This is a genomic window from Microbacterium jejuense (assembly GCF_039544225.1).
Classification (GTDB): domain Bacteria; phylum Actinomycetota; class Actinomycetes; order Actinomycetales; family Microbacteriaceae; genus Microbacterium; species Microbacterium jejuense.
Map to the genome: position 1 here is coordinate 49,098 of NZ_BAABLG010000012.1, position 26,055 is coordinate 75,152.

The 26,055-nt window shown below is 71.0% G+C and carries 29 protein-coding genes; 9 read left to right on the forward strand and 20 right to left on the reverse strand.

Annotated elements, in window-relative coordinates:
• Nucleotides 1-33: 33 nt before the first annotated feature.
• The 9 genes from ABEA46_RS17655 to ABEA46_RS17695 form a co-directional block, all read right to left on the reverse strand.
• On the reverse strand, nucleotides 34-1,023 hold the full coding sequence (locus tag ABEA46_RS17655; RefSeq protein WP_345546375.1) for a phosphotransferase family protein: 990 nt from the start codon (nucleotides 1,021-1,023) through the stop codon (nucleotides 34-36).
• 72 nt (nucleotides 1,024-1,095) lie between these two features.
• Nucleotides 1,096-1,683 (reverse strand): regulatory protein RecX, encoded by a 588-nt coding sequence (locus tag ABEA46_RS17660; RefSeq protein ID WP_345546376.1) that lies wholly within the window; start codon nucleotides 1,681-1,683, stop codon nucleotides 1,096-1,098.
• A gap of 143 nt (nucleotides 1,684-1,826) precedes the next feature.
• Nucleotides 1,827-2,885 (reverse strand): recombinase RecA, encoded by a 1,059-nt coding sequence (gene recA / locus ABEA46_RS17665; RefSeq protein WP_191173290.1) that lies wholly within the window; start codon nucleotides 2,883-2,885, stop codon nucleotides 1,827-1,829.
• Nucleotides 2,886-3,133: 248 nt separating this feature from the next.
• Nucleotides 3,134-3,358: a DUF3046 domain-containing protein gene (locus ABEA46_RS17670; RefSeq protein ID WP_345546379.1), complete on the reverse strand. Its 225-nt coding sequence runs from the start codon at nucleotides 3,356-3,358 to the stop codon at nucleotides 3,134-3,136.
• A 39-nt stretch (nucleotides 3,359-3,397) separates the two neighbouring features.
• Complete coding sequence (locus ABEA46_RS17675; RefSeq protein ID WP_191173288.1) at nucleotides 3,398-3,706, reverse strand: helix-turn-helix domain-containing protein; 309 nt, start codon at nucleotides 3,704-3,706, stop codon at nucleotides 3,398-3,400.
• 166 nt (nucleotides 3,707-3,872) lie between these two features.
• Nucleotides 3,873-4,334 carry a CinA family protein gene (locus ABEA46_RS17680; RefSeq protein WP_345546381.1) on the reverse strand — a complete coding sequence of 154 codons (462 nt, stop codon included), beginning with the start codon at nucleotides 4,332-4,334 and terminating at the stop codon, nucleotides 3,873-3,875.
• Complete coding sequence (pgsA, locus tag ABEA46_RS17685; RefSeq protein ID WP_345546382.1) at nucleotides 4,331-4,903, reverse strand: CDP-diacylglycerol--glycerol-3-phosphate 3-phosphatidyltransferase; 573 nt, start codon at nucleotides 4,901-4,903, stop codon at nucleotides 4,331-4,333. The genes ABEA46_RS17680 and pgsA overlap by 4 nt, the downstream gene beginning before the upstream one ends.
• Nucleotides 4,904-4,943: 40 nt before the next feature.
• The gene (locus ABEA46_RS17690; RefSeq protein ID WP_345546383.1) at nucleotides 4,944-7,667 is read right to left on the reverse strand and encodes an FtsK/SpoIIIE family DNA translocase; all 2,724 of its coding nucleotides are present in this window, start codon (nucleotides 7,665-7,667) and stop codon (nucleotides 4,944-4,946) included.
• A 56-nt stretch (nucleotides 7,668-7,723) separates the two neighbouring features.
• Entirely contained in the window at nucleotides 7,724-8,218 is a 495-nt protein-coding gene (locus tag ABEA46_RS17695; RefSeq protein ID WP_345546384.1) for a GNAT family N-acetyltransferase, read from the reverse strand.
• 96 nt (nucleotides 8,219-8,314) lie between these two features.
• On the opposite strand from ABEA46_RS17695, the gene ABEA46_RS17700 reads away from it, so the two are divergent.
• Nucleotides 8,315-8,812, forward strand: coding sequence for a hypothetical protein (locus ABEA46_RS17700; RefSeq protein WP_345546386.1), 498 nt, complete (start codon nucleotides 8,315-8,317; stop codon nucleotides 8,810-8,812).
• A gap of 39 nt (nucleotides 8,813-8,851) precedes the next feature.
• Here ABEA46_RS17700 and ABEA46_RS17705 read toward each other — a convergent pair whose 3' ends face one another.
• From ABEA46_RS17705 to ABEA46_RS17725, 5 genes are all read right to left on the reverse strand, one after another.
• Nucleotides 8,852-10,528 (reverse strand): ribonuclease J, encoded by a 1,677-nt coding sequence (locus ABEA46_RS17705; RefSeq protein WP_345546388.1) that lies wholly within the window; start codon nucleotides 10,526-10,528, stop codon nucleotides 8,852-8,854.
• A gap of 72 nt (nucleotides 10,529-10,600) precedes the next feature.
• Nucleotides 10,601-11,578: a 4-hydroxy-tetrahydrodipicolinate synthase gene (gene dapA, locus ABEA46_RS17710; protein WP_345546390.1), complete on the reverse strand. Its 978-nt coding sequence runs from the start codon at nucleotides 11,576-11,578 to the stop codon at nucleotides 10,601-10,603.
• Between the two features lie 58 nt (nucleotides 11,579-11,636).
• Nucleotides 11,637-12,401: an SDR family NAD(P)-dependent oxidoreductase gene (locus ABEA46_RS17715; protein ID WP_345546392.1), complete on the reverse strand. Its 765-nt coding sequence runs from the start codon at nucleotides 12,399-12,401 to the stop codon at nucleotides 11,637-11,639.
• Nucleotides 12,402-12,411: 10 nt separating this feature from the next.
• The gene (locus ABEA46_RS17720) at nucleotides 12,412-12,930 is read right to left on the reverse strand and encodes a dihydrofolate reductase (RefSeq protein WP_345546394.1); all 519 of its coding nucleotides are present in this window, start codon (nucleotides 12,928-12,930) and stop codon (nucleotides 12,412-12,414) included.
• On the reverse strand, nucleotides 12,927-13,736 hold the full coding sequence (locus ABEA46_RS17725; RefSeq protein WP_345546396.1) for a thymidylate synthase: 810 nt from the start codon (nucleotides 13,734-13,736) through the stop codon (nucleotides 12,927-12,929). Before ABEA46_RS17725 ends, ABEA46_RS17720 begins: the two co-directional genes overlap by 4 nt.
• Before the next feature lie 127 nt (nucleotides 13,737-13,863).
• Here ABEA46_RS17725 and ABEA46_RS17730 point away from each other — a divergent pair, with 127 nt between their 5' ends.
• From ABEA46_RS17730 to ABEA46_RS17745, 4 genes are all read left to right on the forward strand, one after another.
• Nucleotides 13,864-14,307, forward strand: a complete 444-nt coding sequence (locus ABEA46_RS17730) for a TlpA family protein disulfide reductase (protein WP_345546398.1) — start codon at nucleotides 13,864-13,866, stop codon at nucleotides 14,305-14,307.
• Nucleotides 14,300-14,905, forward strand: coding sequence for a DUF4395 domain-containing protein (locus ABEA46_RS17735; protein ID WP_345546400.1), 606 nt, complete (start codon nucleotides 14,300-14,302; stop codon nucleotides 14,903-14,905). The genes ABEA46_RS17730 and ABEA46_RS17735 overlap by 8 nt, the downstream gene beginning before the upstream one ends.
• 116 nt (nucleotides 14,906-15,021) lie before the next feature.
• The gene (locus ABEA46_RS17740) at nucleotides 15,022-15,447 is read left to right on the forward strand and encodes an OsmC family peroxiredoxin (protein ID WP_345546402.1); all 426 of its coding nucleotides are present in this window, start codon (nucleotides 15,022-15,024) and stop codon (nucleotides 15,445-15,447) included.
• Entirely contained in the window at nucleotides 15,440-16,366 is a 927-nt protein-coding gene (locus ABEA46_RS17745; protein ID WP_345546404.1) for a TIGR01777 family oxidoreductase, read from the forward strand. The genes ABEA46_RS17740 and ABEA46_RS17745 overlap by 8 nt, the downstream gene beginning before the upstream one ends.
• 4 nt (nucleotides 16,367-16,370) lie before the next feature.
• Here the strand turns inward: ABEA46_RS17745 and ABEA46_RS17750 are convergent, their stop codons facing one another.
• Together ABEA46_RS17750 and dapB are read right to left on the reverse strand one after the other, a co-directional pair.
• Complete coding sequence (locus ABEA46_RS17750; RefSeq protein WP_345546406.1) at nucleotides 16,371-16,820, reverse strand: tetratricopeptide repeat protein; 450 nt, start codon at nucleotides 16,818-16,820, stop codon at nucleotides 16,371-16,373.
• Nucleotides 16,817-17,647 (reverse strand): 4-hydroxy-tetrahydrodipicolinate reductase, encoded by an 831-nt coding sequence (gene dapB, locus ABEA46_RS17755; protein ID WP_345546408.1) that lies wholly within the window; start codon nucleotides 17,645-17,647, stop codon nucleotides 16,817-16,819. Before dapB ends, ABEA46_RS17750 begins: the two co-directional genes overlap by 4 nt.
• A 69-nt stretch (nucleotides 17,648-17,716) precedes the next feature.
• Here dapB and ABEA46_RS17760 point away from each other — a divergent pair, with 69 nt between their 5' ends.
• On the forward strand, nucleotides 17,717-18,190 hold the full coding sequence (locus tag ABEA46_RS17760; RefSeq protein ID WP_345546410.1) for a GNAT family N-acetyltransferase: 474 nt from the start codon (nucleotides 17,717-17,719) through the stop codon (nucleotides 18,188-18,190).
• Between the two features lie 12 nt (nucleotides 18,191-18,202).
• Here the strand turns inward: ABEA46_RS17760 and ABEA46_RS17765 are convergent, their stop codons facing one another.
• From ABEA46_RS17765 to ABEA46_RS17775, 3 genes are all read right to left on the reverse strand, one after another.
• Nucleotides 18,203-18,805 carry a histidine phosphatase family protein gene (locus ABEA46_RS17765; RefSeq protein ID WP_345546412.1) on the reverse strand — a complete coding sequence of 201 codons (603 nt, stop codon included), beginning with the start codon at nucleotides 18,803-18,805 and terminating at the stop codon, nucleotides 18,203-18,205.
• A 134-nt stretch (nucleotides 18,806-18,939) separates the two neighbouring features.
• Nucleotides 18,940-19,998 carry an aldo/keto reductase gene (locus ABEA46_RS17770; RefSeq protein WP_345546413.1) on the reverse strand — a complete coding sequence of 353 codons (1,059 nt, stop codon included), beginning with the start codon at nucleotides 19,996-19,998 and terminating at the stop codon, nucleotides 18,940-18,942.
• A gap of 282 nt (nucleotides 19,999-20,280) precedes the next feature.
• On the reverse strand, nucleotides 20,281-22,560 hold the full coding sequence (locus ABEA46_RS17775; RefSeq protein WP_345546415.1) for a polyribonucleotide nucleotidyltransferase: 2,280 nt from the start codon (nucleotides 22,558-22,560) through the stop codon (nucleotides 20,281-20,283).
• A 309-nt stretch (nucleotides 22,561-22,869) separates the two neighbouring features.
• On the opposite strand from ABEA46_RS17775, the gene ABEA46_RS17780 reads away from it, so the two are divergent.
• Together ABEA46_RS17780 and ABEA46_RS17785 are read left to right on the forward strand one after the other, a co-directional pair.
• Complete coding sequence (locus ABEA46_RS17780) at nucleotides 22,870-23,052, forward strand: DUF5302 domain-containing protein (protein ID WP_345546417.1); 183 nt, start codon at nucleotides 22,870-22,872, stop codon at nucleotides 23,050-23,052.
• Between the two features lie 17 nt (nucleotides 23,053-23,069).
• Nucleotides 23,070-23,255, forward strand: coding sequence for a hypothetical protein (locus ABEA46_RS17785; protein WP_345546418.1), 186 nt, complete (start codon nucleotides 23,070-23,072; stop codon nucleotides 23,253-23,255).
• A gap of 36 nt (nucleotides 23,256-23,291) precedes the next feature.
• On the opposite strand, the gene ABEA46_RS17790 is transcribed toward ABEA46_RS17785, so the two are convergent.
• A complete protein-coding gene (locus ABEA46_RS17790; protein ID WP_345546420.1) occupies nucleotides 23,292-25,280 on the reverse strand; it encodes a GDSL-type esterase/lipase family protein in 1,989 nt (662 codons plus the stop codon).
• A 93-nt stretch (nucleotides 25,281-25,373) separates the two neighbouring features.
• On the opposite strand from ABEA46_RS17790, the gene ABEA46_RS17795 reads away from it, so the two are divergent.
• Nucleotides 25,374-26,039, forward strand: coding sequence for a DedA family protein (locus tag ABEA46_RS17795; protein ID WP_345546422.1), 666 nt, complete (start codon nucleotides 25,374-25,376; stop codon nucleotides 26,037-26,039).
• Nucleotides 26,040-26,055: the final 16 nt, after the last annotated feature.

Here is a 26,055-nt window from a genome sequence, read left to right on the forward strand (position 1 = left end):
AGTCTGGATCGATGGATGCCGCCCGCCGCCCCATCAGCCCGCGGCGGCCTGCTCCAGCCATACCAGCGCGCGCTCGATGTTGTCGCGTGCGGTCTGCTCGTAGCCGGCCACCCATTCGCCCTCGTAGCCACGGACCACAGGCTCGCTGGAGAGGATGAGCGAGAAGTACAGCCGCGACAGCTGCAGACGCGCACGCCCGGTGGGCGAGTCGACTTCGGCCGCGAGGATGCCGCCGGCCGCCGCGTTGCCGGCGAGCAGGTCGGCGTCGGGTTCGCCGTGTCCGAGCTGGTCGGCGCCGGCGAGCTCGTGCAGCGGGTCGCCCCAGAGCGTCCGTTCGGTGTCGATGATGCCGACGATGTCGAGCGTCTCGGGGTCGACGAAGATGTTGCCCGCCCAGAGGTCCGTGTGCACGACGACGGGATGCGTGACGGCGTCCAGCGCTGCGCCGTGCGCCGCGACCGCCGCGCGCACGCGGGTCGCAGGGAGCGCGACGCCCCAGCGCTCGGCGTCGACGAGCACGGCGTGCATCATCGCGCCGAACGCGTCGCGCCAGGTGGCTCCCGACAGCGCGGCGTCGGCGGCCGGGTAGCCGAAGGTCGGCGCGTCGACCCGATGCAGATCGGCCATGACGGCGCCCAGCCCCCGCCGCACGACAGCGTTCTGCGCCTCGTCCAGCTGAAGGTCGAGCCATGGGACGCCCGGCAGGTGCTCGGCGACGACGACGTCGGCATCGACGACCGACCTGGTGAAGTCGGTGTGGAGGACCCGCGGCACGGGCACACCGCTGCCGCTGAGCATGCGGTAGGTCAGCGCCTCGGTGCCGAGCAGACCGAGCTCGTAGCGATAGAGGCGCGACGTGTCGGCTCCGACGATCTTGGCGACCGCGCGGCGGCCGTCCTCGAACTCCACCCGGTAGGCGGTGGCGAACATGCCGCCCGACAGCGCCTCGGCGGAGGCCAGCCGCCCGACGGGCGCGACGATACCGGCGAGCTGCTCGTCATCGAGCACGAACTTCGTGAGCATCCGCTCACCTTAGCGGCGCGAGAACCCGCGCCGCACCGTGTGTCGATGCATGCCGCAGCGGTCGTCCCGGTCTCATTCGAAGCGGACGCGACCAACCGGCCGGCTCAGCTCTTCCAGCGCCTGACGCGCCGCGTTCATCGCCACCGGACCGCCGTATCCCCGACGGGCGAGCTGACCGGACAGTCGCCGGAGGGCCACGTCGCGATCGAGTCCGCGCATCGAACCGGCCTTCGAGCGCGAGAACTCCAGCGCGCGCTCGAAGTCGTCGTCGGGCAGTTCGTCCAGGGCGGCATCGGCGATGTCGCGCGCGACACCGCGCTTGGCCAACGTCTGCGCGATCGCCTTTCGCCCCTGCCCCTTGCGGTCGGATCCGGAGTGGACCAGCTGCTCGGCGAGCTTGGCATCGTCGAGGTACCCGAGACGCTCGAACGAAGAGATGAGCTCGTCGCTCGTCTCGTCGTCGAGGTCGTGCTCGCGGAGCACCGCACGGGCCTCACGCACCGACAGCGAACGCGCGCGCAGTTTCTTCAGCAGGCTCTTCTCGGCCTGATCCCGCGCGTCGGCCGCGGCCAACGACGCACTCGGGGCTTGCAGCTGGGCCGTGTCGTCGCCGTCTCGGCCACCGAAGTCGTAGCGGTCGTCGTCATCGGCCGAGTCCACGTCCTCGGCCCAAGTAGCGTTCCAGGCCGGCTCCGCCAGGGACCCTGCAGCGTCCGCCGACGGCGTCTCAGGCGCCGGTCCGCCGAACAGAGGGATGACGGGGGCGAGCGAGTCCCGCTCGCCCCCGTCCTCGAAGCGAGGCATCAGGCCGGGCGGCGGGCGGCAAGCTCGTCGGCGGTCGTTCCCTCAGCAGCCGCACCACGGGGCTGGCCGATGCCGAGCTTGACCTTGATCTTCGACTCGATGTCGGCCGCGACGTCCTCGTTCTTGAGGAGGAAGTTGCGGGCATTCTCTTTACCCTGGCCGAGCTGCTCGCCGTCGTAGGTGTACCACGCACCGGACTTCTTGACGATGCCGTGCTCGACACCGAAGTCGATCAGGCTGCCCTCGCGGGAGATGCCGACGCCGTAGAGGATGTCGAACTCGGCCTGCTTGAACGGCGGGGCCATCTTGTTCTTGACGACCTTGACGCGCGTGCGGTTGCCCACCGCGTCGGAGCCGTCCTTGAGGGTCTCGATCCGGCGGATGTCGAGACGCACCGACGCATAGAACTTCAGCGCCTTGCCACCTGCGGTGGTCTCGGGTGAACCGAAGAACACGCCGATCTTCTCGCGCAGCTGGTTGATAAAGATCATCGTGGTGTTGGTCTGGTTGAGGCCACCCGTGAGCTTGCGGAGCGCCTGCGACATGAGGCGCGCCTGCAGACCCACATGGGAGTCGCCCATCTCGCCCTCGATCTCGGCTTTCGGCACGAGCGCCGCGACGGAGTCGATCACGATCAGGTCGATCGCGCCGGAGCGCACCAGCATGTCGGCGATCTCGAGCGCCTGCTCACCCGTGTCGGGCTGCGACACGAGCAGCGCGTCGATGTCGACGCCGAGCTTCTGGGCGTAATCGGGGTCGAGCGCGTGCTCGGCGTCGATGAACGCGGCGATGCCGCCCGCGCGCTGCGCGTTGGCGATCGCGTGCAGGGTCAGCGTCGTCTTACCCGACGACTCCGGGCCGTAGATCTCGATGATGCGGCCACGCGGGAGCCCGCCGATGCCGAGTGCGACGTCGAGGGCGATCGAGCCGGTGGGGACGACCTCGACGGGAGCGCGCTCGTCGCTGCCGAGGCGCATCACCGAGCCCTTGCCGAACTGCCGGTCGATCTGGGCGAGGGCCGATTCGAGGGCCTTCTCGCGGTCTGCGGGTGAGGGCATGACGTGCTCCTTCTGCTTGCGTTCCGTCGCCTGTAGGCTGTCGCGTTCCGCCCCGGGTGGGAGGGATGCTGCGACAAGGCGTGTGGTGTCGTTCGACGTGGATCACGCTAGGGGTGGGTTCCGACATCGGCCTTCGCCCGGCCCCGTCACGTGGAAAACACGTCCTCGACACCTTCTGTGGAGGACACTACGCGGATCTCGAACAGATATTCGACGACACGCCGCGCGTCGGCGCGCCGATCACCGGCTCAGCGGCGGCGGGGCTCGAGGCGTCCCACGCCGTAGCGGCGCTCGACCGGCACGTCCAGCTCCGCGCACAGCGCGAGCCACACCTCACGCGGATCGACGCCCGCGGCGATGGCGTCCGAGGCGGTGCGGCCGCCCACGTCCGAGAGGATCAGATCGGTGACGACGGAATCGGCGCGCGCGCCGAACTCGTCCGCCACGGCACGGTGGAACTCACTGCGACGCATAGGGGTAGACGGCTCCCGGGCTCGGTCCGACGAGGCGGCTCAGCGCAGCGACAGTTCGGCGTCGACCGAGGCGACCAGGTCGTCGGGGACGACGTCGGGGAAGGTCTGCAGGCCCTCGAGCACCGAGATGCGGTCGCCGACCTCACGCATGATCATCGAGATCGGGACGTCGAGCGCTTCGGCCACCGACGCGAGGATCTCGCTCGAAGCCTCTTTCTGACCGCGTTCCACCTCGCTCAGATAGCCGAGAGCGACGCTCGCGCGGCTCGCGACCTGGCGGAGGGTCCGCCCCTTCTGCTGGCGGAGATCACGAAGCACTTCGCCGATCTCTTGACGTACCAGGATCATCAGGGCCCCTCCTCACTTCTGATTCCACCGTCGTCCGGGTGGCCAACAGTACAGCACCGGATGATGTCAATCTAATCCCGTGAACTGGGCAATGGGTGGGAATCACCGAATGTAACCGAGACGAAACACCGTCTGTTCCCGACGTCGATGAAGACGAACGGATGCCTCACAGCAGGTCGAGCGCGAGCCCGAGCACGCGCCGCACGGTCTCGGTGCGGATCTGATCGCGCGTGCCCGCCAGCGCCAGCTCCTCCGTCCGGGACGCCTCGGGCGTCACGACGGCGATGTGAACCGTCCCGACCGGCTTGTCGTCCTGCGGGTCGGGACCCGCCACGCCGGTCGTCGCGAGGCCCACATCCGCGCCGAGCGCGCGGCGCGCCCCTTCGGCCATGGCGATCGCCACGTCGGCATCGACCGGACCCCGCTCGGCGAGGAGCGCGGCATCGACGCCCAGCACCGTCGCCTTGAGGTCGGTGGCGTAGGCGACGATCCCGCCGCGCACGTGGGCGGATGCGCCCGGCACGTCCACAAGCGTCGCGGTGACCCTGCCGCCGGTGAGCGACTCGGCCGCGGCGATCGACCACCCCCGACCGTCGAGTGCCCGGAGCACGGCGGCTGCGACCGTCATGACGATGACCGCTTCGCGCGGGCCGCGCGCACCTCGCTCACGACGTAGTCGATGCCGCTCGCGATCGTGAGGATCACGGCGATCGTCATCGTCACGCCGTTGACCCAGAAGATCCAGTCCCCCACGACCGTCCACAGCGGCAGCAGTGCGAGCGACAGCGCCACGGCCTGGGCCACGGTCTTGAGCTTGCCCATCCACGCAGCAGCGAGCACGTGGTCGCTGACCACCATGAACCGGTACACGGTGATGCCGATCTCGCGGATCAGCACGATGATCGTGACCCACCACGGCAGCTCGGCGAGGATCGACAGCCCGATGAAGGCGAAGCCGGTGAGCACCTTGTCGGCGATCGGGTCGAGCAGCTTGCCGAGATCGGTGACGATCTCGTGCTTGCGCGCGAGGTAGCCGTCGATGCCGTCCGTCGCGATCGCGACGATGAACAGCGCGGCCGCCCACCAGCGCAACGCACCGTCCGCGCCCGCGTCCGCCAGCAGCAGCCAGAGGAAGACCGGCGCGCACAGGATGCGCACGATCGTGATCGTGTTCGGCAGCTGCCGCGGGATCGCCATGGGCCGAGCCTATCCGTCGGTATCGGTCTGTCGGTGCCGGTCAGTCGCGGCCGGTGAGGCCCCAGGCATCCTCGGAGCCCTCGTCGCCGTCGACCACCGGGATGCCGTCGAACTGCGACGCCACGGCATCCTGACCGTACTGATCGGCTGCGGCGGCCGCGGGCGCCGTGGCGGGCACGTCCTCGCCGCGCAGGCGCGCGAGCACCGCGGGCAGCTGATCGGGCGACACCAGGACGTCGCGGGCCTTGGAGCCCTCGGACGGGCCGACGATCTCGCGGGACTCCAGGAGGTCCATGAGGCGGCCGGCCTTCGCGAACCCGACCCGCAGCTTGCGCTGCAGCATCGAGGTCGAGCCGAACTGCGTCGAGATGATCTGCTCGGCGGCCGCCAGCAGCAGATCGAGGTCGTCGCCGATGTCGGCGTCGATCTCTTTCTTCTCGGCCACCGCCGCCACATCGGCGCGGTACTCCGGCCGCGCCTGGTGCGTGACGTGCTTGACGACCTGCTCGATCTCTTTCTCGCTGACCCAGGCGCCCTGCACGCGCAGCGCCTTGGAGGCGCCCATCGGCAGGAACAGGCCGTCGCCCTGCCCGATCAGGCGGTCGGCGCCCGGCTGGTCCAGGATGACGCGCGAATCCGTGACGCTCGTCACCGCGAACGCGAGTCGCGAGGGCACGTTGGCCTTGATCAGACCGGTCACCACGTCCACCGACGGCCGCTGGGTCGCCAGGACGAGGTGGATGCCCGACGCGCGGGCGAGCTGCGTGATTCGAACGATCGAGTCCTCGACGTCGCGCGGGGCGACCATCATGAGATCGGCGAGCTCGTCGACCACCACCAGCAGATACGGGTAGGGCTTGAGCATGCGCTCGCTGCCCGGGGGCAGCGTGATCTCGCCCGCGACGACGGCCTTGTTGAAGTCGTCGATGTGGCGGAAGCCGAACGACGCGAGGTCGTCGTACCGCATGTCCATCTCTTTCACGACCCACTGGAGCGCCTCGGCGGCTTTCTTGGGGTTCGTGATGATGGGCGTGATGAGGTGCGGCACGCCGGCGTACGACGTGAGCTCGACGCGCTTCGGGTCGATCAGCACCATGCGGACGTCCGCGGGCTTGGCGCGCATCAGGAGGCTCGTGATCATCGAGTTCACGAAGCTCGACTTGCCCGAGCCGGTGGAGCCGGCCACGAGCAGGTGGGGCATCTTCGCGAGGTTCGCGACGACGTACCCGCCGCCCACGTCCTTGCCGACGCCGATCGTCATGGGGTGCGTCTGGCTCGTCGCCGTCTGCGACCGCAGCACGTCGCCGAGGGTCACGATCTCGCGGTCGGTGTTCGGGATCTCGACGCCGATCGCGCTCTTACCGGGGATGGGCGCCAGGATCCGGACCTCGTTCGAGGCGACCGCGTACGCGATGTTGTTCGTGAGCGCCGTGATGCGCTCGACCTTCACGCCCGGGCCGAGCTCGATCTCGTACTGCGTCACCGTCGGGCCGCGCGAGAAGCCGGTCACGCGCGCGTCGACCGAGAACTGCTCGAGCACGCTCGTGATGGCGCGCACGGTGTCGTCGTTGGCCTGCGAGCGGGCGACGTGGGGCGAGCCGGCAGCCAGTGCGTTGACGGACGGCAGGCGGTACGGCGCAGCGGGGGCGCCCGATGCCGGCGCGGTGCCGATGCCGTCGAGACCGGGCAGCAGCCCGTCGTCCTCGATGACCTCGGCATCGTCGCGCAGCGACGTGCGGGACGACGTCGCCGCCTTGGCCGCCGACAGCACGGCCGGGTCGATCACCTCGGTCAGCGCATCGGTCGCCGGCGCGGACGGCGGGGTCACGGCCGGGGCCATGGCCTGGTCGAAGCCGCCCTGCGACGAGCCCGCCGGCAGCAGCTCGGTGAGGTCCTGCGAGCCCACACCCCCCTCGGGATCCTTCTCGCGTCCGGTCTTGTTGCGGCGCCAGAACGGCAGGGACGGATCGCCATCGTCGTCCGCCGATGCGGCGGCCGCGGCATCCACCGGCTTCTCTTCACGCGGTTCGGCGCCGAACATCCAGCGGTAGAGCTCGCCGAGGCGACGGCCGATGCGGTTCGGCGGCGTCTTGGTGATGATCAGGATGCTGAGCACGGCCAGCAGTGACAGCGCGATGTACGCGCCCACATCCGTGAGCACGAAGGCGAGCGGCTCCCCGAGCATCCAGCCGAAGAGCCCGCCGGCCTGGCTGAGCGCAGGCAGTCCCTCGCTCGGCTGCGGTCGCCCGCCCGCGACGTGGCAGAACGCGGCGATCGTGACGATCAGCAGGCCGAAGCCGATGCCGACGCGTCCGTTGTCATGCACGGACGAGGGATGCCGGAACATCCAGCCCGCCAGGATGAGCAGCAGGACCGGCAGCACGAACGCCTCACGCCCGAGCAGAGCACCCACCGAGTAGGCGCTGATCGTCTTGGCGACCTCGTTGCCGATGAAGAACCACTCGTTGACCGCACCGGCGATCGCCAGCAGGACGAGGAAGAACGGGAAGCCATCGCGCCGCTGCTCCTTCTCGAGCGCCTCGGGCCCGAAGGCGCGGAACAGGCCGCCGGTGGCGTGGGCGAGACCCATCCAGGCCCGCACGATGACGGGCGGCCGGTCTGGTTCGCCCACGTAGCGCTTCGGCGCCGGGGCGGGCTTGGCCGCCGCCGGCTTCCGCACGCTCGACGACGTCGTCGAGCGACTGCTCGACGACGCGTTCGAAGACGCGCGCGACCCCTTGGTCGGGCTGCTGCTCCTGGCCATCCCCCCACGGTAGGCCGGGTCGCCGACATTTCCGCGGAACCACGCCGCCGCAGACCTCAGCGCAGGCGCTTGACCATCGTGTCGCGGCCCACGCCGCTGCGCACCACCGCGAACCCCTCGCTGCGGTACAGGATCGCGGCGAAGTTGCCGCGCTCCACGCTCAGGCTGAGGCGTGCGAAACCTTCCGCGCGCGCCCGGTCGCACAGCTGCTGCAGCAGCGCGCGGCCCACGCCGTGCGCCCGCCACACCGGTCGCACGCCGATGATGAGCTCGGGCACGCCCGTGCCGACGTAGCCGAAGCCAGGGTCGGTGCGCGGCAGCATGCGGTACCACGCCGCGCCGACCGGCCCGCCGACCGCATCCTCGGCGACGAACCCGGAATCCCCCGGCCGCATCCAGCCGGCCACGTAGCGACGGTGGTCGTCTCCCCCGATGATCTCGTGCCGCGGCCGCGCCCCGCCCTGCCGCCAGTTCGCCGCCTCGACGACCATGTCGCCCAGGAACGAGCCGTCGGCCCCGACGGCCGGCCTGATGCGGAACGAAGACGCCACGACGCCGATCGTACGGTGCGTGTGTTACGGCCGGATGACGAGGTCGGCGGCCCACCCAGCGGGAGGCGCCCCGCCGTGGTCGGGCAGGATGGAGCGGTGACCGACCAGCCAGACGACGCCGCCCACCGGGAGTCGCTGCGCAGGCGCAACGAAGTGCCCCGCGGGATCTTCGTGCTCTACCTCGTCGGCGCACTGCTCGGAACGGCGATCTTCGGCTACCGCGCCGTCGTGAGCTGGTGGGCGCTGTACACCGAGCCTGGCGGCGAGGTCTACATCCCCGGCCGCGCCGGCGGGTACGACGGTCCCGCCGTCCTCGGCGTCGCCCTCGCCACGATCGGGTTCATCGCGATGTTCTCAGCACTGGTGGTGCTCGCCGGGTTCATCCTCAGCGGGATGCGCGAGGGAACGCGCGTGCGCTTCCTGCCCACGACGCTCGGCACGGCGGGAGCGACGCTCGCCCTCGCCTCGATCGGCGCACTGATCTGGTCGGTGCACCCGGCACCCATCCTGCTCGTGTGCGCGCCACTCGCGGTGCTGGCGTTCGCCGGCCTCGCGGCGGCCCTCCGCCGCGGGCGCCGCCGGCGAACGACGTGACGCGGCCACGCCTCGACACTGCGCCGTCGAGTGATCTCGCTACGCCTCGATCACCAGCGGCACGATCATCGGCCGGCGGCGCAGCGACTGGTTCACCCAGCGGCCGATCGTGCGGCGCACCACCTGCGACAGGGCGTGCGAGTCGCGGACGCCCGACTGGGCCGCCTCGGCGAGCGCCGCAGCGATCTTCGGCTTGACGTCCTCGAACACGGAGTCGTCCTCGGCGAAGCCACGCGCATGCACCTCAGGCCCCGAGATGATCTTGCCGGTCGTCGCGTCGACGACGACGATGACCGAGATGAAGCCCTCCTCGCCGAGGATGCGGCGGTCCTTGAGGTCGGCGTCGGTGATCTCGCCGACGGTCGACCCGTCGACGTACACGAAGCCGAGGTCGAGCTGGCCGACGACCTCGGCGACGCCGTCGCGCAGATCGATGACGGTGCCGTTCTCGGCCAGCAGCGTCCGCTCCGCGGGCATCCCGGTGTCCTGCGCCAGACGCGCGTTGGCCATCAGGTGGCGGTACTCGCCGTGCACCGGCAGCACGTTGCGCGGCTTCAGGATGTTGTAGCAGTACAGCAGCTCACCCGCGGCGGCGTGACCCGACACGTGCACCTTCGCGTTGCCCTTGTGCACGACGTTCGCGCCGAGCTTCGTCAGGCCGTCGATCACGCGGTAGACCGCGTTCTCGTTGCCCGGGATGAGACTCGAGGCGAGGATCACCGTGTCGCCCGGTCCCGGCTCGATCGCATGGTCGAGGTTCGCCATTCGGCTGAGCACCGCCATCGGCTCGCCCTGCGAGCCCGTCGACATGTAGACGATCTGGTCGTCGGGGAGGTCGCGCGCCTTCTTGTAGTCGATCAGCACGCCCTCGGGCACCTTGAGATAGCCGAGGTCCTCGGCGATCGTCATGTTGCGCACCATGCTGCGGCCGAGGAACGCGACACGACGGCCATGGGCGGCTGCGGCATCCAGCACCTGCTGGACGCGATGGACATGACTGGAGAAGCTCGCCACCACGACACGGCGGGGCGCCTTGCCGATGACCTGGTCGAGCACCGGGCCGATCGAGCGCTCGGTGGGCGTGAAGCCGGGGACGTCGGCGTTCGTCGAGTCCACGAGGAACAGGTCCACGCCCTCTTCGCCGAGCCGCGCGAACGAGCGCAGGTCGGTGATGCGGCCGTCCAGCGGCAGCTGGTCCATCTTGAAGTCGCCCGTCGCGAGCACCATGCCCGCGGGCGTGCGGATCGCGACGGCGAGGGCGTCCGGGATGGAGTGGTTGACCGCGACGAACTCCAGATCGAACGGACCGAGGTTCTCGCGCTGCCCCTCGGCGACGGTCAGCGTGAACGGCTTGATGCGGTGCTCTTTGAGCTTCGCCTCGACGAGCGCGAGGGTCAGCCCCGACCCGATGAGCGGGATGTCGCCCTTGAGCTTGAGCAGGTACGGCACCGCGCCGATGTGATCCTCGTGGCCGTGGGTGAGCACGACGCCGACGATGTCGTCGAGCCGCTGCTTGATGGGCTCGAAGTCCGGCAGGATCAGGTCGACACCCGGCTGGTGCTCCTCGGGGAACAGCACTCCGCAGTCGACGACGAGCAGCTTGCCGCCGTACTCGAAGACGGTCATGTTGCGGCCGACCTCGCCGAGGCCGCCGAGCGGGACGATCCGGAGGGTGCCCGCGTCGAGCTCAGGCGGGTCGTACAGGGTGGTGGGCATCGTGAGGCCTCCTCCGGATGCCGCGGCATCCGTTCATCTGTCCTGCCGTCGCGTCTGCGACAGCAGGATCCGTCATCTCGTGGTGCCCGAGACCTTCGGCAGTGCGCCGCCGGCGGCGGCGTTGCGGTCGGGGCGGAAGTTCGAGAAGTCCGCGCCGGGCACGTCGGTGACCAGCGCCAGTTCGTCCTCGATCATCGCGGCCTCCCACTCCTCCGGGCCGACCAGCGGCAGGCGGACGCGGGGGCTTCCGATCCGGCCCAGGCCGTGCAGGACGTACTTCGTCGAGACCGTGCCGGGCACGTGGGTCATGAGCGCGCGCACGAGAGGCTCGAGGCGCTTGTGCTCGGCGGTCGCCGCTGCCAGATCGCCGCGGTTGACGGCATCCACGATCACGCGGTACGGCTGGGCCGCGACGTTCGCCGTCACGCCGATCAGACCGGTCGCGCCGATCGCGAGGTGCGGCAGCACGTTCGAGTCGTCGCCCGAGAAGTACATCAGGTCGGTCTGGTTGAGCACGCGGCTGACCTCGCTGAAGTCACCCTTGGCGTCCTTGATCGCGAGGATGTTGGGGTGCTTGGCCAGGCGCAGGATCGTCTCGTACTTGATCGGGACGCCGGTGCGGCCCGGGATGTCGTACAGGATGACCGGCAGGTCGGTGGCATCGGCGACGAGCCGGAAATGCGTCAGGATGCCGGCCTGGGTGGGCTTGTTGTAGTACGGCGTGACGATCATGATGCCGTCGGCGCCCGCCTTCTCGCTGGCCTTGTAGAGCTCGATCGCGTGCGCGGTCTCGTTGGAGCCGCCGCCCGTGATGATCTTCGCCCGTCCGGCCGAGACATCCTTTCCCACCTCGACCAGGCGGAGCTTCTCCGCGTCGGTGAGGGTCGACGTCTCACCCGTGGTGCCGGTGACGACGATGCCGTCGGCCCCCGCGGTGATGACGTCGTCGATGTGCTTCTCGACACCGGGCCAGTCGACTTCGCCGTCGGCCGTCATCGGGGTGACGAGCGCGACGAGAACCTGTCCGAAAGGGTTGCCCGTATGCGTCATGACTTCAGGTTATCGGGATGCCGCGCCCGGCGCGTACGGCCGGACCTCCGTACGCCGGTCAGCGGCCGCGTTCGCCGATGCGCGCGGCGAGCGACGGCGGGGCGAAGCGCGCCAGCGTGACGAGCGCCTTGTAGCGCAGCGACGGGATCGACACCGCGGTGCCGCGTGCCACGTCGCGCAGCGACTCGGCCACGACGTCGCGCGCCTGCAGCCACATGACGTCGGGCACGCCCTCTTCGCCGGGGCCCAGGCCCATGCGCTCGTGGAAGCTCGTGTGCGTGTAGCCGGGGCACACCGCCGTCACTGTCACGCCACGCGACCGGTATCGGCCGTTCGCCCAGCGGCTGAAGCTCACCAGCCAGCCCTTGCACGCGCCATAGGTCGACCGCGGGATGAAGGCCGCGACCGAGGCCACGTTGATGATCCGGCCGTGCCCGCGTGCCAGCATCGCTCCCAGTGCGGCGTGCGTCAGCCGCATCGGGACCTCGACATGCAGCTGCAGATGCCGGACTTCGTCCTCGATGTCGTTGCTCTCGAACGCGAGCGGAAGCCCGAACCCGGCGTTGTTGACGAGCATCTCGATCGGCCGCTGGGCGTCGGCGACGCGCGTCACGACCTTGTCGCGCTGCCGCCGCTTGACGAGGTCGGCAGGGAGCACCTCGACCTGCACGCCGTACGTCCTGCGCAGTCGGCCCGCGAGCTCGTCGAGCGCGCCGCGGTCGCGTGCGACGAGCACGAGGTCGGCACCCAGGGCCGCCAGCTGCCGCGCGTACTCCGCGCCGAGTCCTGAACTCGCGCCGGTGATCAGTGCCGTCTTGCTCATGCGCGTCAGCCTATTGCGACGCCGCCGCCGCCCGCATGAGGGAGAGGAACCGATAGCGGATGCCGGCGGCCGAGGTCTGCCACTCCCCCTGCCCGTCGGGAGCCGGGATCCAGCCCGAGCGATCCGGCGCGCGGGTGTCGCCCGCGACGTCGAGGTCGAGCTCTGTCACCTCCAGCCGGTCGGCGAACATCATCGACTCGCCGTAGAGCTGGCCGCCGCCGATCACCCAGATCCACTCCGGGTCGTCCGCGCCGGCCAGCGCCAGCGCGGCTTCGAGGGACGCGACGCGCTCGGCGCCGGCATCCGCCCAGTCCGACTGACGGGTGACCACGATGTTGCGACGGCCGGGCAGGGGGCGGAACCGTGCCGGGAACGACTCCCACGTGCGGCGGCCCATCACCACCGGTGCACCCAAGGTGACCGCCTTGAAATGGGCGAGATCCTCGGGCACGTGCCACGGCATGCCGCCGGCGGCGCCGATGATCCCGTCATGCGCCTCGGCCCAGATCAGGCCGATGCGCGAGGTCATACCGCGACCGCGGCGCGGATCGCGGGGTGGTGCTGGTAGTCCTCGACGACGAAGTCCTCGTACCGGTAGTCGAAGATCGAGTCGGGCATGCGGGCGAACCGCAGCGTCGGATACGGGAAGGGGTCGCGGGTGAGCTGCTCGCGCACCTGTTCGACGTGGTTGTCGTAGATGTGGCAGTCGCCGCCGGTCCACACGAAGTCGCCCGGCTCGAGCCCGGTCTGCTGCGCGACCATCAGGGTCAGCAGCGCGTACGAGGCGATGTTGAAGGGGACGCCGAGGAAGAGATCGGCACTGCGCTGGTAGAGCTGGCACGACAGCTTGCCGTCGGCGACGTAGAACTGGAACAGCGCGTGACACGGGGCCAGCGCCATGTCGGGGATGTCTGCCGGGTTCCACGCCGACACGATGAGCCGTCGCGAGTCGGGGTTCGACCGGATCTGGTCGACGACCTGCGAGATCTGGTCGATGCTCTCGCCCGACGGGGTCGGCCACGAGCGCCACTGCACGCCGTAGACCGGACCGAGCTCGCCCGCGGCATCCGCCCACTCGTCCCAGATCGTGACGCCGTTCTCTTGCAGCCACGCCACGTTCGACTCGCCGCGCAGGAACCACAGCAGCTCGTACGCGATGGACTTGAAGTGCACACGCTTGGTGGTGATGAGCGGGAAGCCCTGCGACAGGTCGAACCGGATCTGCCGCCCGAACGCGCTCGTCGTGCCCGTTCCGGTGCGGTCGTCCTTGTGCGTCCCGTGGTCGAGCACGTCGCGCAGCAGGTCCTCGTAGGGGGTGGGGATCGGCGTCGTCACGGCTGCCACGATACCCGCGGGCGCCGACACCCGGGGCCGTCCCGCGCCGCCGCGTCGTGTTACGCGCCGCGCGTCATATTCCGCGATCCGGGCCGCTCCCAGCCGAAAGGGTTTAGCCTGATCTGCTGTGACCCTTGCCGGTGCCGTACTCGCGCTCGTCCTGCTTCTCGCGGGCAGCGCGGCCCTCGGCGTCTTCGTGAACTGGCGGGCGACCCGCGCCCGGCCCCGCCACCACATCGCGCACGAGGTGATCGAGCCGCACCGGCTCGGCGCCGACGGCCTGGGCGAGGTCGCCACCCTGCTCCAGTTCAGCACCGAGATGTGCACCCGCTGCCCTGGCGTGCACCGCGTGCTCTCGTCGATCGCCGACGACCACGAAGGCGTGCGCCACCTCGACGTCGATCTGACGCACCGCCCCGACATCGCCCGGCACTTCCACGTGCTGCAGACGCCCACCACCCTCGTCCTGGACCGGCACGGCGTCGTGCAGACCCGCTTCGGCGGCGCCCCCGGCCGCGACGTCCTCGAGCTCGAGCTCAACCGCCTGATCGCCGAGGATGCGAATGTCTGAGCGATCGGATGCCCCCGGCCAGGGTCGCGCGCCTCGCGGCAAGGTCGATCCCCGCGCGCCGCGGTTCGGCGCAGCCATCACGTCGGTACTGCTTCTGATCACGGTGTTCTTCGCGCTCACCGGCCTGTCGACGGCGCAGGTCCCGAGCTTCGGCTCCTTCCTGTCGGCACCGTCGGACCTCGCTTACGACGACGGCCCGTGGGCGATCACGTATGCCTCGCTCGAGCAGCGCATCCTCGACCCCGCCTTCCTGCTGCTGCTCCTGGCCGCCGCCCTGTTCCTCTGGGGCGTGGCCTGGCCGCGCACCGCGCCGTGGAGTGTCCTGTACCGCACCGCCGTCGCGCCGCGACTGGCTCCCCCCGCCGAGTGGGAGGACGCCCGTCCACCGCGGTTCGCGCAGGGCGTCGGGCTGTTCGTGTCGGTGGTGGGCCTCGTGCTGCAGCTGTTCGGCGTGCCGTGGGCGCTGCCGATCGCCGCCGCGATGGCCTTCATCGCCGCGTTCCTCAACGCCGTGTTCGGCCTGTGCCTGGGCTGCCAGCTGTACCTCCTGCTGCAGCGCCTCGGCATCGTCGGCCGGGCTCGTCCGGCCGCGGCCTGACCGACGCGGGGCGCGGCTCGCCCGGGTGCGCCGGACCGTCGCGCCGCAGCATCCCTCGCGGTTAGGCTGACGCGAGACGCCCCGAACGCGGGCGCGCCACGAGCGAGGAGGCCCTCATGACCGTCACCAGCGAAGCCAAGAGCACCTGGAAGGGCAGCCTGTTCGACGGCGCCGGCGAGGTCACCCTCGCGTCTTCGGGCTCGGGCACCTTCGCCGTCAACTGGAAGGCCCGCAGCGAGGGCTCGACGACGGTCACGACGCCCGAAGAGCTGATCGCCGCCGCCCACGCGTCGTGCTTCAACATGGCTCTCTCGAACGCGCTGGCCGACAACGGCACGCCGCCCGAGCAGGTGGACACGACCGCTTCGGTGACGTTCAAGCCGGGGACCGGCATCACGGGCAGCCACCTCAACGTGAACGCCGTCGTGCCGGGCCTGTCTGCCGAGGACTTCGAGCGCATCGCGCAGGGCGCGAAGGCCGGCTGCCCGGTGTCGCAGGCGCTCGCCGGCATCGAGATCACCCTCGAGGCGACGCTTGCCTGATTCCCCTCGTCGCGTCGGCGCCGACCGTGTGGTCGTCGCCGGCGCATCGGGACTCATCGGCCGCGCACTCGTCGAGAGCCTGCGCGGCGACGGCGTCGAGGTCACGACGCTGGTGCGCCGGCCGGCCGAGGCCCCGCATGAGGTGGAGTGGCTCACGTCGGACGCGCCGCTCGATCCCGCGGTGCTCCACGGCGCCCGCGCCGTCGTGGGGCTGAACGGCGCCAGCATCGGCCGGTTCCCGTGGACGCCGGCGTACAAGAGCACCCTGCTCTGGTCGCGCATCACGCCCACGCGGGCTCTGGCCAGCGCCGTGCGGGAGCTCGGCGCGGACGCTCCGCACCTCGTGTCGGCATCGGCGGTCGGGTACTACGGGTCGGTGCCCGGTGCTCGGCTGGACGAGAGCGCCCGGCGGGGCGAGTCGTTCCTCGCCGACCTGTGCGGCGAATGGGAGGGCGCCGCACTGGGCGCCGGATCGGATGCCGCCGTCACGCTGCTGCGGACAGCTCCGGTCGTCCACGCCGACGGCGTGCTGAAGCCGCTGTTGCTGCTCACCCGGTTCGGCGTCTCGGGGCCGATCGGCCGCGGCACCCAGGTCTGGCCGTGGATCTCGCTCGATGACGAGGTGCGCGCGATCCGTCATGTCATCGATGCGCGGCTGACCGGGCCGGTGAACCTCTCGGGCCCGACGCGCGCGACCGCCAACGACCTCGGCTTCGCACTCGCCGTACGCATGAACCGCCCCTACGTGCTGCGCGCCCCGGTGTGGGGCATGAAGCTCGTCCTCGGCCCCGACGCGACCGAGGCGCTGCTCACGACCGACGCGCATGTCGTTCCGGCGGCGCTGGAGGGGTCCGGCTTCTCGTTCACGCACCCGACCGTCGAAGCTGCCGTCGCAGCCGCCGTGCCCGCGGGATCCTGACTCTTCAGCCCGGGCGGTCGGACTTCTCCATGCGGATCGCGGTCCGCACGGCCTCGCGCGCACGCCGGCGGTCTCCCGCCGCGTCGTACGCGACGCCCAGCCGGTACCACGCCCGCCAGTCGTCGGGGTGCGCCTCGGCGTCGGCCCGGTACGCCGGGAAGACGGCATCCGCGTCCTCCCGCATCACCCGCCCGCTGGGACGCACCGACACCGTCTCGTCGGGGAGCCCGCCCTCGGCCTGAAGCCGCCGGCCGAGCTGCTCGGCCCGCACGCCGAACCACAGCTCACGGCCGAGCGCCCAGGTGGCGATGAGCGGCAGCACGACCAGGGCCACTCCCATGGCGACGCCGATCGGGTCGCCGCTGAGCAGCAGCAGCCACGCGCGCTGCCCCACCAGCACGATGTAGAGCGCCAGCAGCACCGCCACCACGGCGACGCCGATGCGTGCGCTCATCGGTCGGTCGGGAACGGCTCGGTGGCACGGGCCACCTGGCCGGGAACGCCGCCCTCGTCGACCGGCGCCTCGTCGGCGGCCGGCGCGGGGCGTCCGATGCCGATGTCGATCAGGCTGTCGAGGCCGACCGTGACGCCCTTCGCGTCGCGCGCGGCGGACAGGGCGAGGCGGATGCCGGCGGCATACGCCTGCGCAGGCTCCACGGTGTCGTGCACGATCGTGAGGGACTCCCCCGCCCCCGAGAGGATCGTCTCCTGCCGCGCCACCACGCCCGGACGGCGCAGCGAGTGGATGGGGACGCTTGCGACCTGCTGCCCGCGCGCACGCTGGTCGACGTGCGGCGACTCGACGGGGCCGACCGCCTCGCGGGCGGCGGCGATGAGCTCGGCTGTGCGCACTGCCGTGCCGCTGGGCGAATCGATCTTGGTCTCGCGGTGGGACTCGACGATCTCGATGGACGGGAAGAACGGGGCCCCGGCCGCCGCGAGCGCGGAGCCCAGCACCGAGCCCAGCGAGAAGTTCGGGATGAAGACGGCGCCGGTGCCCGCGGCCTCGACGAGCGGACGCACCAGGGCGATGCGCTCGGCCGACCAGCCGGACGTCCCGATCAGCACGTTGACGCCGCGCTCGATCGCCGCGCGGACGACGTCGACCGACACCGCGGGGGTGGACGCGTCGACCACGAGGTCGGCGCCGTCGAGGTCCGACAGCTCGGAGCGCGAGGTGAGCACGGCCGAGATCTCGAAGTCCGGTTCGGCCTCGACGACATCGCGGATGATGCCGCCGAGCTTTCCAGTTCCGCCGACGATGGCCACGCGTGTCGTCATGCCTCCATCCTAGGCGGGGCCTGGGGAGGCCGGGCCCGAGCGGGCCGCGGCAGCGCCTACGCTGGATGCGTGGTGACACTGCGCTCCTCCCCCGCCGACGCGCCCGACGCGCACCTGCTGCTCGACGAGTACTTCCGCTCCCGCACCGTCGGCTTCGCCGAGCAGGGCGTGGCCTACCGCACGACCTTCCCCGACCCGGCGGCGTTCGTCCCGCCCGCGGGCGTCTTCGTCGTGCTGGACGACGACGAGGGCACGCCGATGGGCTGCGGCGGCATCCGGCTGATCGCTCCAGGCCCCGCCGGCACGCGCTACGAGCTCAAGCACCTGTACCTGCGGCCCGAGACGCGCGGGCGCGGCTGGGGCCGTCTGCTCGTCGAAGACCTCGTCGAGCGCGCCCGCGGCTTCGGCGCGGCGGAACTGGTGCTCGACACCCATCACTCGCTCGAGGCCGCCGGCGCGCTGTACTCCCGCACCGGATTCGTCGCGATCGAGCCCTACAACGACAACCCCAACGCATCGCGCTGGTACGGCAAGCCGCTCTAGCGGCGACCGGCGTCAGACCGGGTACAGCTCGGGCAGGCCGGTGCGCAGCTCGACCGGCAGGTGCGCCATGTCGTTGTGCGACAGCAGCGTCCAGGGCCGCCCCTGCTTCTGAGCGATCACGGTCAGGCCGCAGTGCGCCTGGTTGAGCGTCATCCAGCGCCACTCGGGCGTCTGCAGCACTTCGCGCACGAACCACGAGATCACGAAGTTGTGCGTGATCAGCAATTCGTGCACCTCGCCGCGCTTGCGGACCAGGAACTCGCTCGTCGCGTCGGACATCTGCGCCCGCCCGGCCTCGACCTCGGCCTCGGTGACCGAGCCGAAGAACGGCTCGAAGGCCGCCGGCGTCTCATCGGTCATGCCGGTCGGCACGCAGTCGAACAGCAGCGAGGAAGGCTCGGGCGACAACGACGGCATGCGCTCGGCGACGGCACGCGCCGTCTGGCTCGCCCGCTCGAGCGGCGAATGCCACACGGCGTCGAACGGCACCCCCGACAGCCGATCGGCGAGCAGCGCCGCCTGGCGTCGCCCGCGCGGCGACAGAGGGCCGTCAGCCAGTCCGTGCTCGGCATCCTGGTGCTCGCCATGCCGCACGAGATAGATGTAGTGCGTCACGCCGCTCACTTCGCCATCGAGGTCCAGGGGATGTTGTGCCCGCCCGGCGGGCACCATTCCACACTACGTCACCCTCCGACGCAGAGGGATGCCGCCACCCGGCGCTGTGGACAACCCGCGGACGACGGGCCGGATCACTCCGCCGCGCGGGCGATGTCGGCCAGCTGGCCGCGGCTCAGCCGCACGCCGACGCCCTGCACGAGCTCTTCGACGTGTGCCGGCGCGTAGGCGTTGACGATCGGCGCGGTCACCAGCTTCTGCGCGAGGAGCCACGCGACCGCGACGGCGGCATCGGGTACGCCGAGCTCCGCCCCCACGGCGTCCAGGGCCCGCAGCGTGCGTCCGCCGCGGCGGTTGAGGTTCGCCGCGAGCTGGGCGCCGCGCACCGACAGTGCACCGCGCAGCTTGGAGCGCTGCCGCCCGGCGAGGAACCCGTGCTCGAGCGCATGCGACGGCGTCACGGCCATGCCCTGCGCGCCGGCGACGAGGCGCAGGTCGGCGTCGAACTCGTGGCGGCGCAGAACGTTGAAGGGAACGTCGAGCACCGTGATGCGCGGGTAGCCTGCCGACGCGAAGATGCGCGCCTCGACGAGCTGCGCAGCGGTGTAGCCGATCGCACCGAGCGTGCGGGCCTTGCCGGTCTCGACGAGCCATTCCGCCGTGGCCAGCGTGTCTTCGATCGCCGCCGCACTGTCGTTCGTGGCATCGAGGTAGAGCACGTCGATGCGGTCGGTGCGCAGCCGCGTGAGCGAGGCCTCGACGGCGCGCACCAGGTTCACCGGTCCGAGCCCGGGGTTGTCGGCGTGGCCGCCGACGCGCACCCCGAGCACGATGTCGTCGCGCAGCCCGCGCGAATGCAGCCACTGCCCGATGATGTGCTCGCTGCGGCCGCTCGCGAAACTGTCGGAGGTGTGGACGGCGTTGCCGCCGAGCTCCACGTACGCGTCGAGGATCGCGTGGCTGGACTCGAGGTCGACGTTCCAGCCGAACTCGGCCCCGCCGAGGATCAGCGGGAAGACCGCGGGTCCGCCGTCGCCCAGCGACACGCGGATGCTGCTGCCGACCGCCGGCCCCTGCACGGGGATCGGGGCGGAAGGGTGGGGGCCGCGGACGACGGTGCCGTCGGGGCGGGCAGGGGCAGCGGCATCCTGACCGGTCGCGCCGAGCGCCGAGTCAACGCCGAAATAAGCCATGTGCCACCCCCTCACGACGATCCTTGCCTCACGGCCCGGTGTCTTCGTGATCACTCTCTACGCACCCCCCGGCGCGTACTAAGAGGGTAGGCCAGTCCGGACAGCACTCCGTGCACTGAGGCGAACTGTCGATAAACATTACATAACGCTTTGGTCACGAAGGCCTGATTCTCGGGCGTTTGTCCCCCATTCGGAGGACAGCCCGCCCGATTCTCGGACCGGACGACGGATGCCCGCCCCCACCGTGAAGGAGGGGACGGGCATCCGCGTGATACGAGAGGATCAGCCTTCGGCGGGAGCCTCCGGGCCCTCGCTGGCGGCCGCACGGCCTTCCTGGTCGGCCGGCTCCTCGAGCACGGGCTCGAGCGACAGCTTGCCGCGGTCGTCGATCTTCGTGATCTTGACGAGCAGCTTCTGGCCGACGGAGAGGACGTCCTCGACGTTCTCGACGCGCTTGCCGCCGGCGAGCTTGCGGACCTCGCTGACGTGCAGCAGTCCGTCCTTGCCGGGCAGGAGCGAGATGAACGCGCCGAACGTCGCGATCTTCACGACCGTGCCGAGGAACTGCTCGCCGACCTCCGGGTTGGTGGGGTTGGCGATCGCGTTCACCTGCGCGCGGGCCGCCTCGGCCGAGGGGCCGTCGGTCGCGCCGATGTAGACGGTGCCGTCCTCCTCGATGGAGATCTGCGCACCGGTCTCGTCCTGGATCGCGTTGATCGTCTTGCCCTTCGGGCCGATCAGCTCGCCGATCTTGTCGACCGGGATCTGCACGCTGATGACGCGCGGAGCCGTCGGAGCCATCTCGTCCGGGCCGTCGATCGCGGCGTTGAGCACACCGAGGATCGTCAGACGCGCGTCCTTGGCCTGCGTGAGCGCCGCCGACAGCACCGACGACGGGATGCCGTCGAGCTTGGTGTCGAGCTGGATCGCGGTGACGAACTCGCTGGTGCCGGCGACCTTGAAGTCCATGTCGCCGAGGGCGTCCTCAGCGCCGAGGATGTCGGTCAGCGCGGCGTAGCGCGTCTGGCCGTCGACCTCGTCCGACACGAGTCCCATCGCGATGCCGGCGACCGGGGCGCGCAGCGGCACACCGGCGTTGAGCAGCGAGAGGGTCGAGGCGCACACCGAGCCCATCGACGTCGAGCCGTTGGAGCCGAGGGCCTCGGACACCTGACGGATCGCGTACGGGAACTCCTCGCGGCTCGGGAGCACCGGCACGAGCGCGCGCTCGGCCAGGAAGCCGTGCCCGATCTCGCGACGCTTCGGGCTGCCGACACGGCCGGTCTCACCGGTCGAGTAGGGCGGGAAGTTGTAGTGGTGCATGTAGCGCTTGCTGGTGACGGGCGACAGCGAGTCGATCTGCTGCTCCATCTTGAGCATGTTCAGCGTGGTGACGCCCAGGATCTGGGTCTCGCCGCGCTGGAAGATCGCCGAGCCGTGGACGCGCGGGATGACCTGCACCTCGGCGTCGAGCGGACGGATGTCGGCCAGGCCGCGACCGTCGATGCGGACACCCTCGGCGAGGATGCGGCCGCGCACGATCTTCTTGGTCACCGACTTGTAGGCGGCCGAGAACTCGAGCGTCGCGACGGCGGGCAGCTCGTTCGCCTCGACGGCGGCGATCAGCTCGGCCTTGACGCGGTCCTTGATCGCGTCGTCGGCGTTCTGGCGCTCGATCTTGTCGGCGATCTGGTAGACACCGACGAGGTCGTCGTACGAGCGGCCGGCGACGAAGTCGTAGACCTCCTGGCTGTACGCCGGGAAGACCGGGTACGGCTGGATCTCTTTCGCGGCGGTGTTCGCCACGACGTTCTGCGCGGCGACGAGCTCCTTGATGAACGGCTTCGAGGCCTCGAGGCCCTGCGCGACGATCTCTTCGCTCGGCTTGGTGGCGCCGCCCTTGATGAGGTTCCACGAGTGCTCGGTGGCCTCGGCCTCGACCATCATGATCGCGACGTCGCCGTCGGGCAGCACGCGGCCCGCGACGATGAGGTCGAACACGGCGTCCTCGAGCTGCGTCACGGTCGGGAACGCGACCCACTGGTCGGCGTTCTCGCCGTGGCCCGGGATGAGCGCGAGGCGCACACCGGCGATCGGGCCCGAGAACGGCAGGCCCGAGATCTGGGTCGACAGCGAGGCGGCGTTGATCGCGAGCGCGTCGTAGAACTCGCCCGGCGCGATCGAGAGTACGGTGACGACGATCTGGACCTCGTTGCGCAGGCCGTCGACGAACGACGGACGCAGCGGACGGTCGATCAGGCGGCAGACCAGGATCGCCTCGGTCGACGGGCGGCCCTCACGGCGGAAGAACGAGCCGGGGATCTTTCCGGCGGCGTACGAACGCTCTTCGACGTCGACGGTCAGCGGGAAGAAGTCGAAGCCTTCACGCGGGTGCTTTCCGGCGCTGGTGGCCGAGAGGAGCATCGTCTCCTCGTCGAGGTACGCGGCGACGGCACCCTGTGCCTGCTGCGCGAGTCGCCCGGTCTCGAACCGGACGGTGCGGGTGCCGAAGCGGCCGTTGTCGAGGACGGCTTCGGCGAAAGTGATTTCCGGACCTTCCAAGAGGTCCCTCCTTCTTTGTTTAGGCTCGCACGCGCGTTTCGCGCACGAGCTTGTGCGAAGGAGCAGGAACAGGCAGATCTCGGCGCGCGGCAGGGCCGCGGGACTCGCCAGCGCTGGTCACCAGTAGAAGATCACCCGGCGCTCGTGCGTCGGGGAACCCACCAATGGGGACCAGCTTCCTGCCGGCCTGCTCCGTAAGCTCATATGTAATTGAGCGGATGCCACAGGGCAACCCGCACAAGCCTATCAGCGGGCGGTGCATTCCCCCTCACCCTGGCGAGCGTCGGATGCCACGCCTAGGGTGGGGGCATGAGCACCGACGAGAAGCCGGCGTCTGCGGCATCCGATGAGATGAAGCGCAAGTTCAAAGAAGCGCTCGACAAGAAGAACGCTCAGCACCGGGAGGGCGAGTCGCACATGGACGGCGATTCCGCCATCCACGGCACGCACGGGGCAGTCACAAAGCGCGAATTCCGCCGCAAGAGCGGGTAGGGGCAGTCAGGTGTGAGATGAGCGACTTCCGCGAGCGGATCCCCGACGACGATCGGGATGTGCCGCTCGACGACGACACCGAGTTCGAGCTGCCGCCCGCGACCCTCGATCCGCTCGAGGCTGTCGAGGACGAGGTCGACGAGCAGGTGTTCGAAGAGCACGAGTCCGCGATCGAGGCGGGAGAGATCGACCCCGGCGCGTGAATGCCGGCGAGTGGCCCTCAGGCGTCGGCGGATGCCTCAGCCGGCGTTCGCGCGGGCGCGGACGTCGCCGCGCCCGCCGATGAGCACGTAGCCGTCATGCTTGGCGACCCGCCCGTCGCCGGCCGTCCGGCCGCGCAGGCGGCGCCACACCCAGGGCAGCGCGTCGCGCCGGAGCCACGTGCCGACGACGACCGGGTCGTCGTCGGCGTGCAGCGCCGCGTCGAGGTCGCCGAGCGCCTCGGCGTCCGGGACGCCCAGCACCTCGGCCGCGCGGTAGGCGAGGTAGCGGTGGCCGCGCGAGCGCAGGTGGACCTTGTCGTCGGCCCACAGGTCGAGGTCGCCGATCGCCGGCACGCCGTCGGCGTCGAGGAACACGGCGGTGTCGAGCAGCGTGGCGCCCGTCTCGTGCGCGATCCGGCGCAGCTGCGAGGCGAACGTCGCGAACCGCCGCGCGAAGAGCGCCGCCGCGCGCCGGCCGGGCAGGAAGGGCGTCACGAGCAGCACCGCGATGCCGGCATCCCGCAGCCGACGCACCACGGTCTCGACCTCGGCGGCGACGGCGACGGGGTCGACCCGACGGGCGACGAGGTCGTTCGCGCCGATCAGCACCGACACGAGGTCGGGCCGCATCGCGAGCGCCTGGGGAAGCTGTTCCTCGACGACGTGCCGCACCTTGCGGCTGCGCACCGCCAGGTTGGCGAAGCGGAACGGCTCGTCGCCGCGGCCGGTGTGAGCGAGCAGCTGCGCCAGCCGGTCGGCCCAGCCGCGGTACTCCCCCGACGGCATGCGTGACGTGTCGCACAGCCCCTCGGTGATCGAGTCGCCGAGGGCGACGAACCGCGACCACGCCCGCCGCTCGACCGGTGGCGCCGGCACCGACGGCCGCGTGGCGCTGCCGCGCGGCAGCGCGTCGTCGATGGGCCGCAGCATCCGCGCCTCGTCGTAGTGGGCGACCAGGCGACGGCAGACGGCGTCCCACGTGCGGTCGCGCACGGACTCCCCCGCCGCTGCGCCGAACGCGCGGCGTTTGCCCTCATCGCCGACGAGGTCTGCGACCCGCGAGCGCAGGTCGGCGAGGTCGCCGGGGCGATACAGCCAGCCGTCGACGCTCGAGCGCACCAGGTCGACGGGTCCGCCCGTGCCGGTCGCGACCACCGGAACCCCGCTGGCGAGCGCCTCCTGGATCGTCTGGCCGAACGTCTCGCTCTCGCCCGGATGGACGAACACGTCGAAGCTCGCCAGTGCCTCGGCGAGCGCCGTGCCCGTCAGGTGCCCGGTGAACACCGCGCCCGGCAGCGCTCGCTCCAGGGCGGGTCGCGCCGGGCCGTCGCCGACGATCACGACGCGGATGCCGTCGAGCCCGGCGAGCGCTGCGAGATCCTCGACCTGCTTCTCGGGTGCGAGTCTGCCGACGTAGCCGACGATGAGCTCGCCGGGCGCCGTGCGGGCCCGCCAGGCGTCGCTGCGGCGCTGCGGCCCGAACCGCGAGGTGTCGACGCCGCGGCCCCACCGCCGCAGCCGGTCCACCCCGAGCTCCTCCAGCTGCCGCAGCGAGGCACTGGAGGGCACGAGGGTGAGCGTGGCCCGGCGATGCAGGCGCGAGAGGTGTCGGCCGACCAGGGCCGAGGCCTGCGGCATCCCGTACTTCTCGGCATAGGCGACGACGTCGGTCTGATAGACGGCGACAGTGGGCACACGCAGCGCGTCGGCGGCAGCCACCCCCTGCCAGCCGAGCACGAACGGCGACGCGAGGTGAACCACGTCGGGCTGGAACTCCCGCAGGATCGCGGTGAGACGAGCGGCCCGCGCGAACACGACGCGCACGTCGGGGTACGACGGCAGCGGCACCGAGCGCAGCAGCTCGGTGCGCGCACCGTGCAGGTCGGTGGTGATCTCGCCGGCGCGCGGCGCGATCACGAGGGTCTCGTGACCCCCGGCGGCGAGGTGACGGAGGACGTGGAGCACCGACCCCGTCACCCCGTTCATGTGGGGCAGGAACGATTCGGCGAGCAGTGCGACTCTCACGGTCCCAGAGTGACGGCGTCGGCGGGACCGGATGCCGCGAACCGGCGCCCGCGCGCAAGTGTTCACCCGATGCACCGCGGCAGGTCACCGCCCGTGCCCCGTCCGGTCCCCGTTCGCGGGGCGCTGTTCACCCGCGTCGCGTACCAAGGAGGGGTGGTCGAGGACGTGCTGACCGAGGTGGCGCGCAGCGCCTGGGTGCTGCCGCTGCTGTTCGTGCTCGTCCTCGGCGACGCGTTCCTCGTGGTGATCCCGGGCGAGGCTGCCGTGACGGCGCTGGGCGCGCTGGCGGTGGCGCAGGGCGAGCCAATGCTCGCCGCCATCGTGCTGGTGGCGGCCGCCGCCGCGCTCACCGGCGACGCCCTGTGCTACCTGGTTGGTCGCACGATCGGGCTGGAGCGGTGGCGATGGATGCGGGCGCCGCGCGCGCAGGCGGCCTTCGCGTGGGCGCGCCTGCGACTGGAGCGACGTGCCGCCCTCGTGCTCTTCACGGCGCGGTTCATCCCGTTCGCACGGCTCGCGGTGAACCTGACAGCGGGGGCGACCCGGCTGCCGGCGCCGCGCTACCTCGCGGTGGCGGGCCTCGCCGCGCTGGCGTGGGCGCTGTACCAGGCGCTCGTCGGAGCAGCGGTGGCCGCGATCGTCCCCGGCGGTCCGGTCGTGGCCGTCGTCGTGTCGGTGGTGTTCGCGGTCGGCCTCGGGCTGATCATCGACGCGGTGCTCGCCCGTCGGCTGCGCGCGGCGCGCCCGCCGCAGGGGTGACCCGCGATGTCGCGGG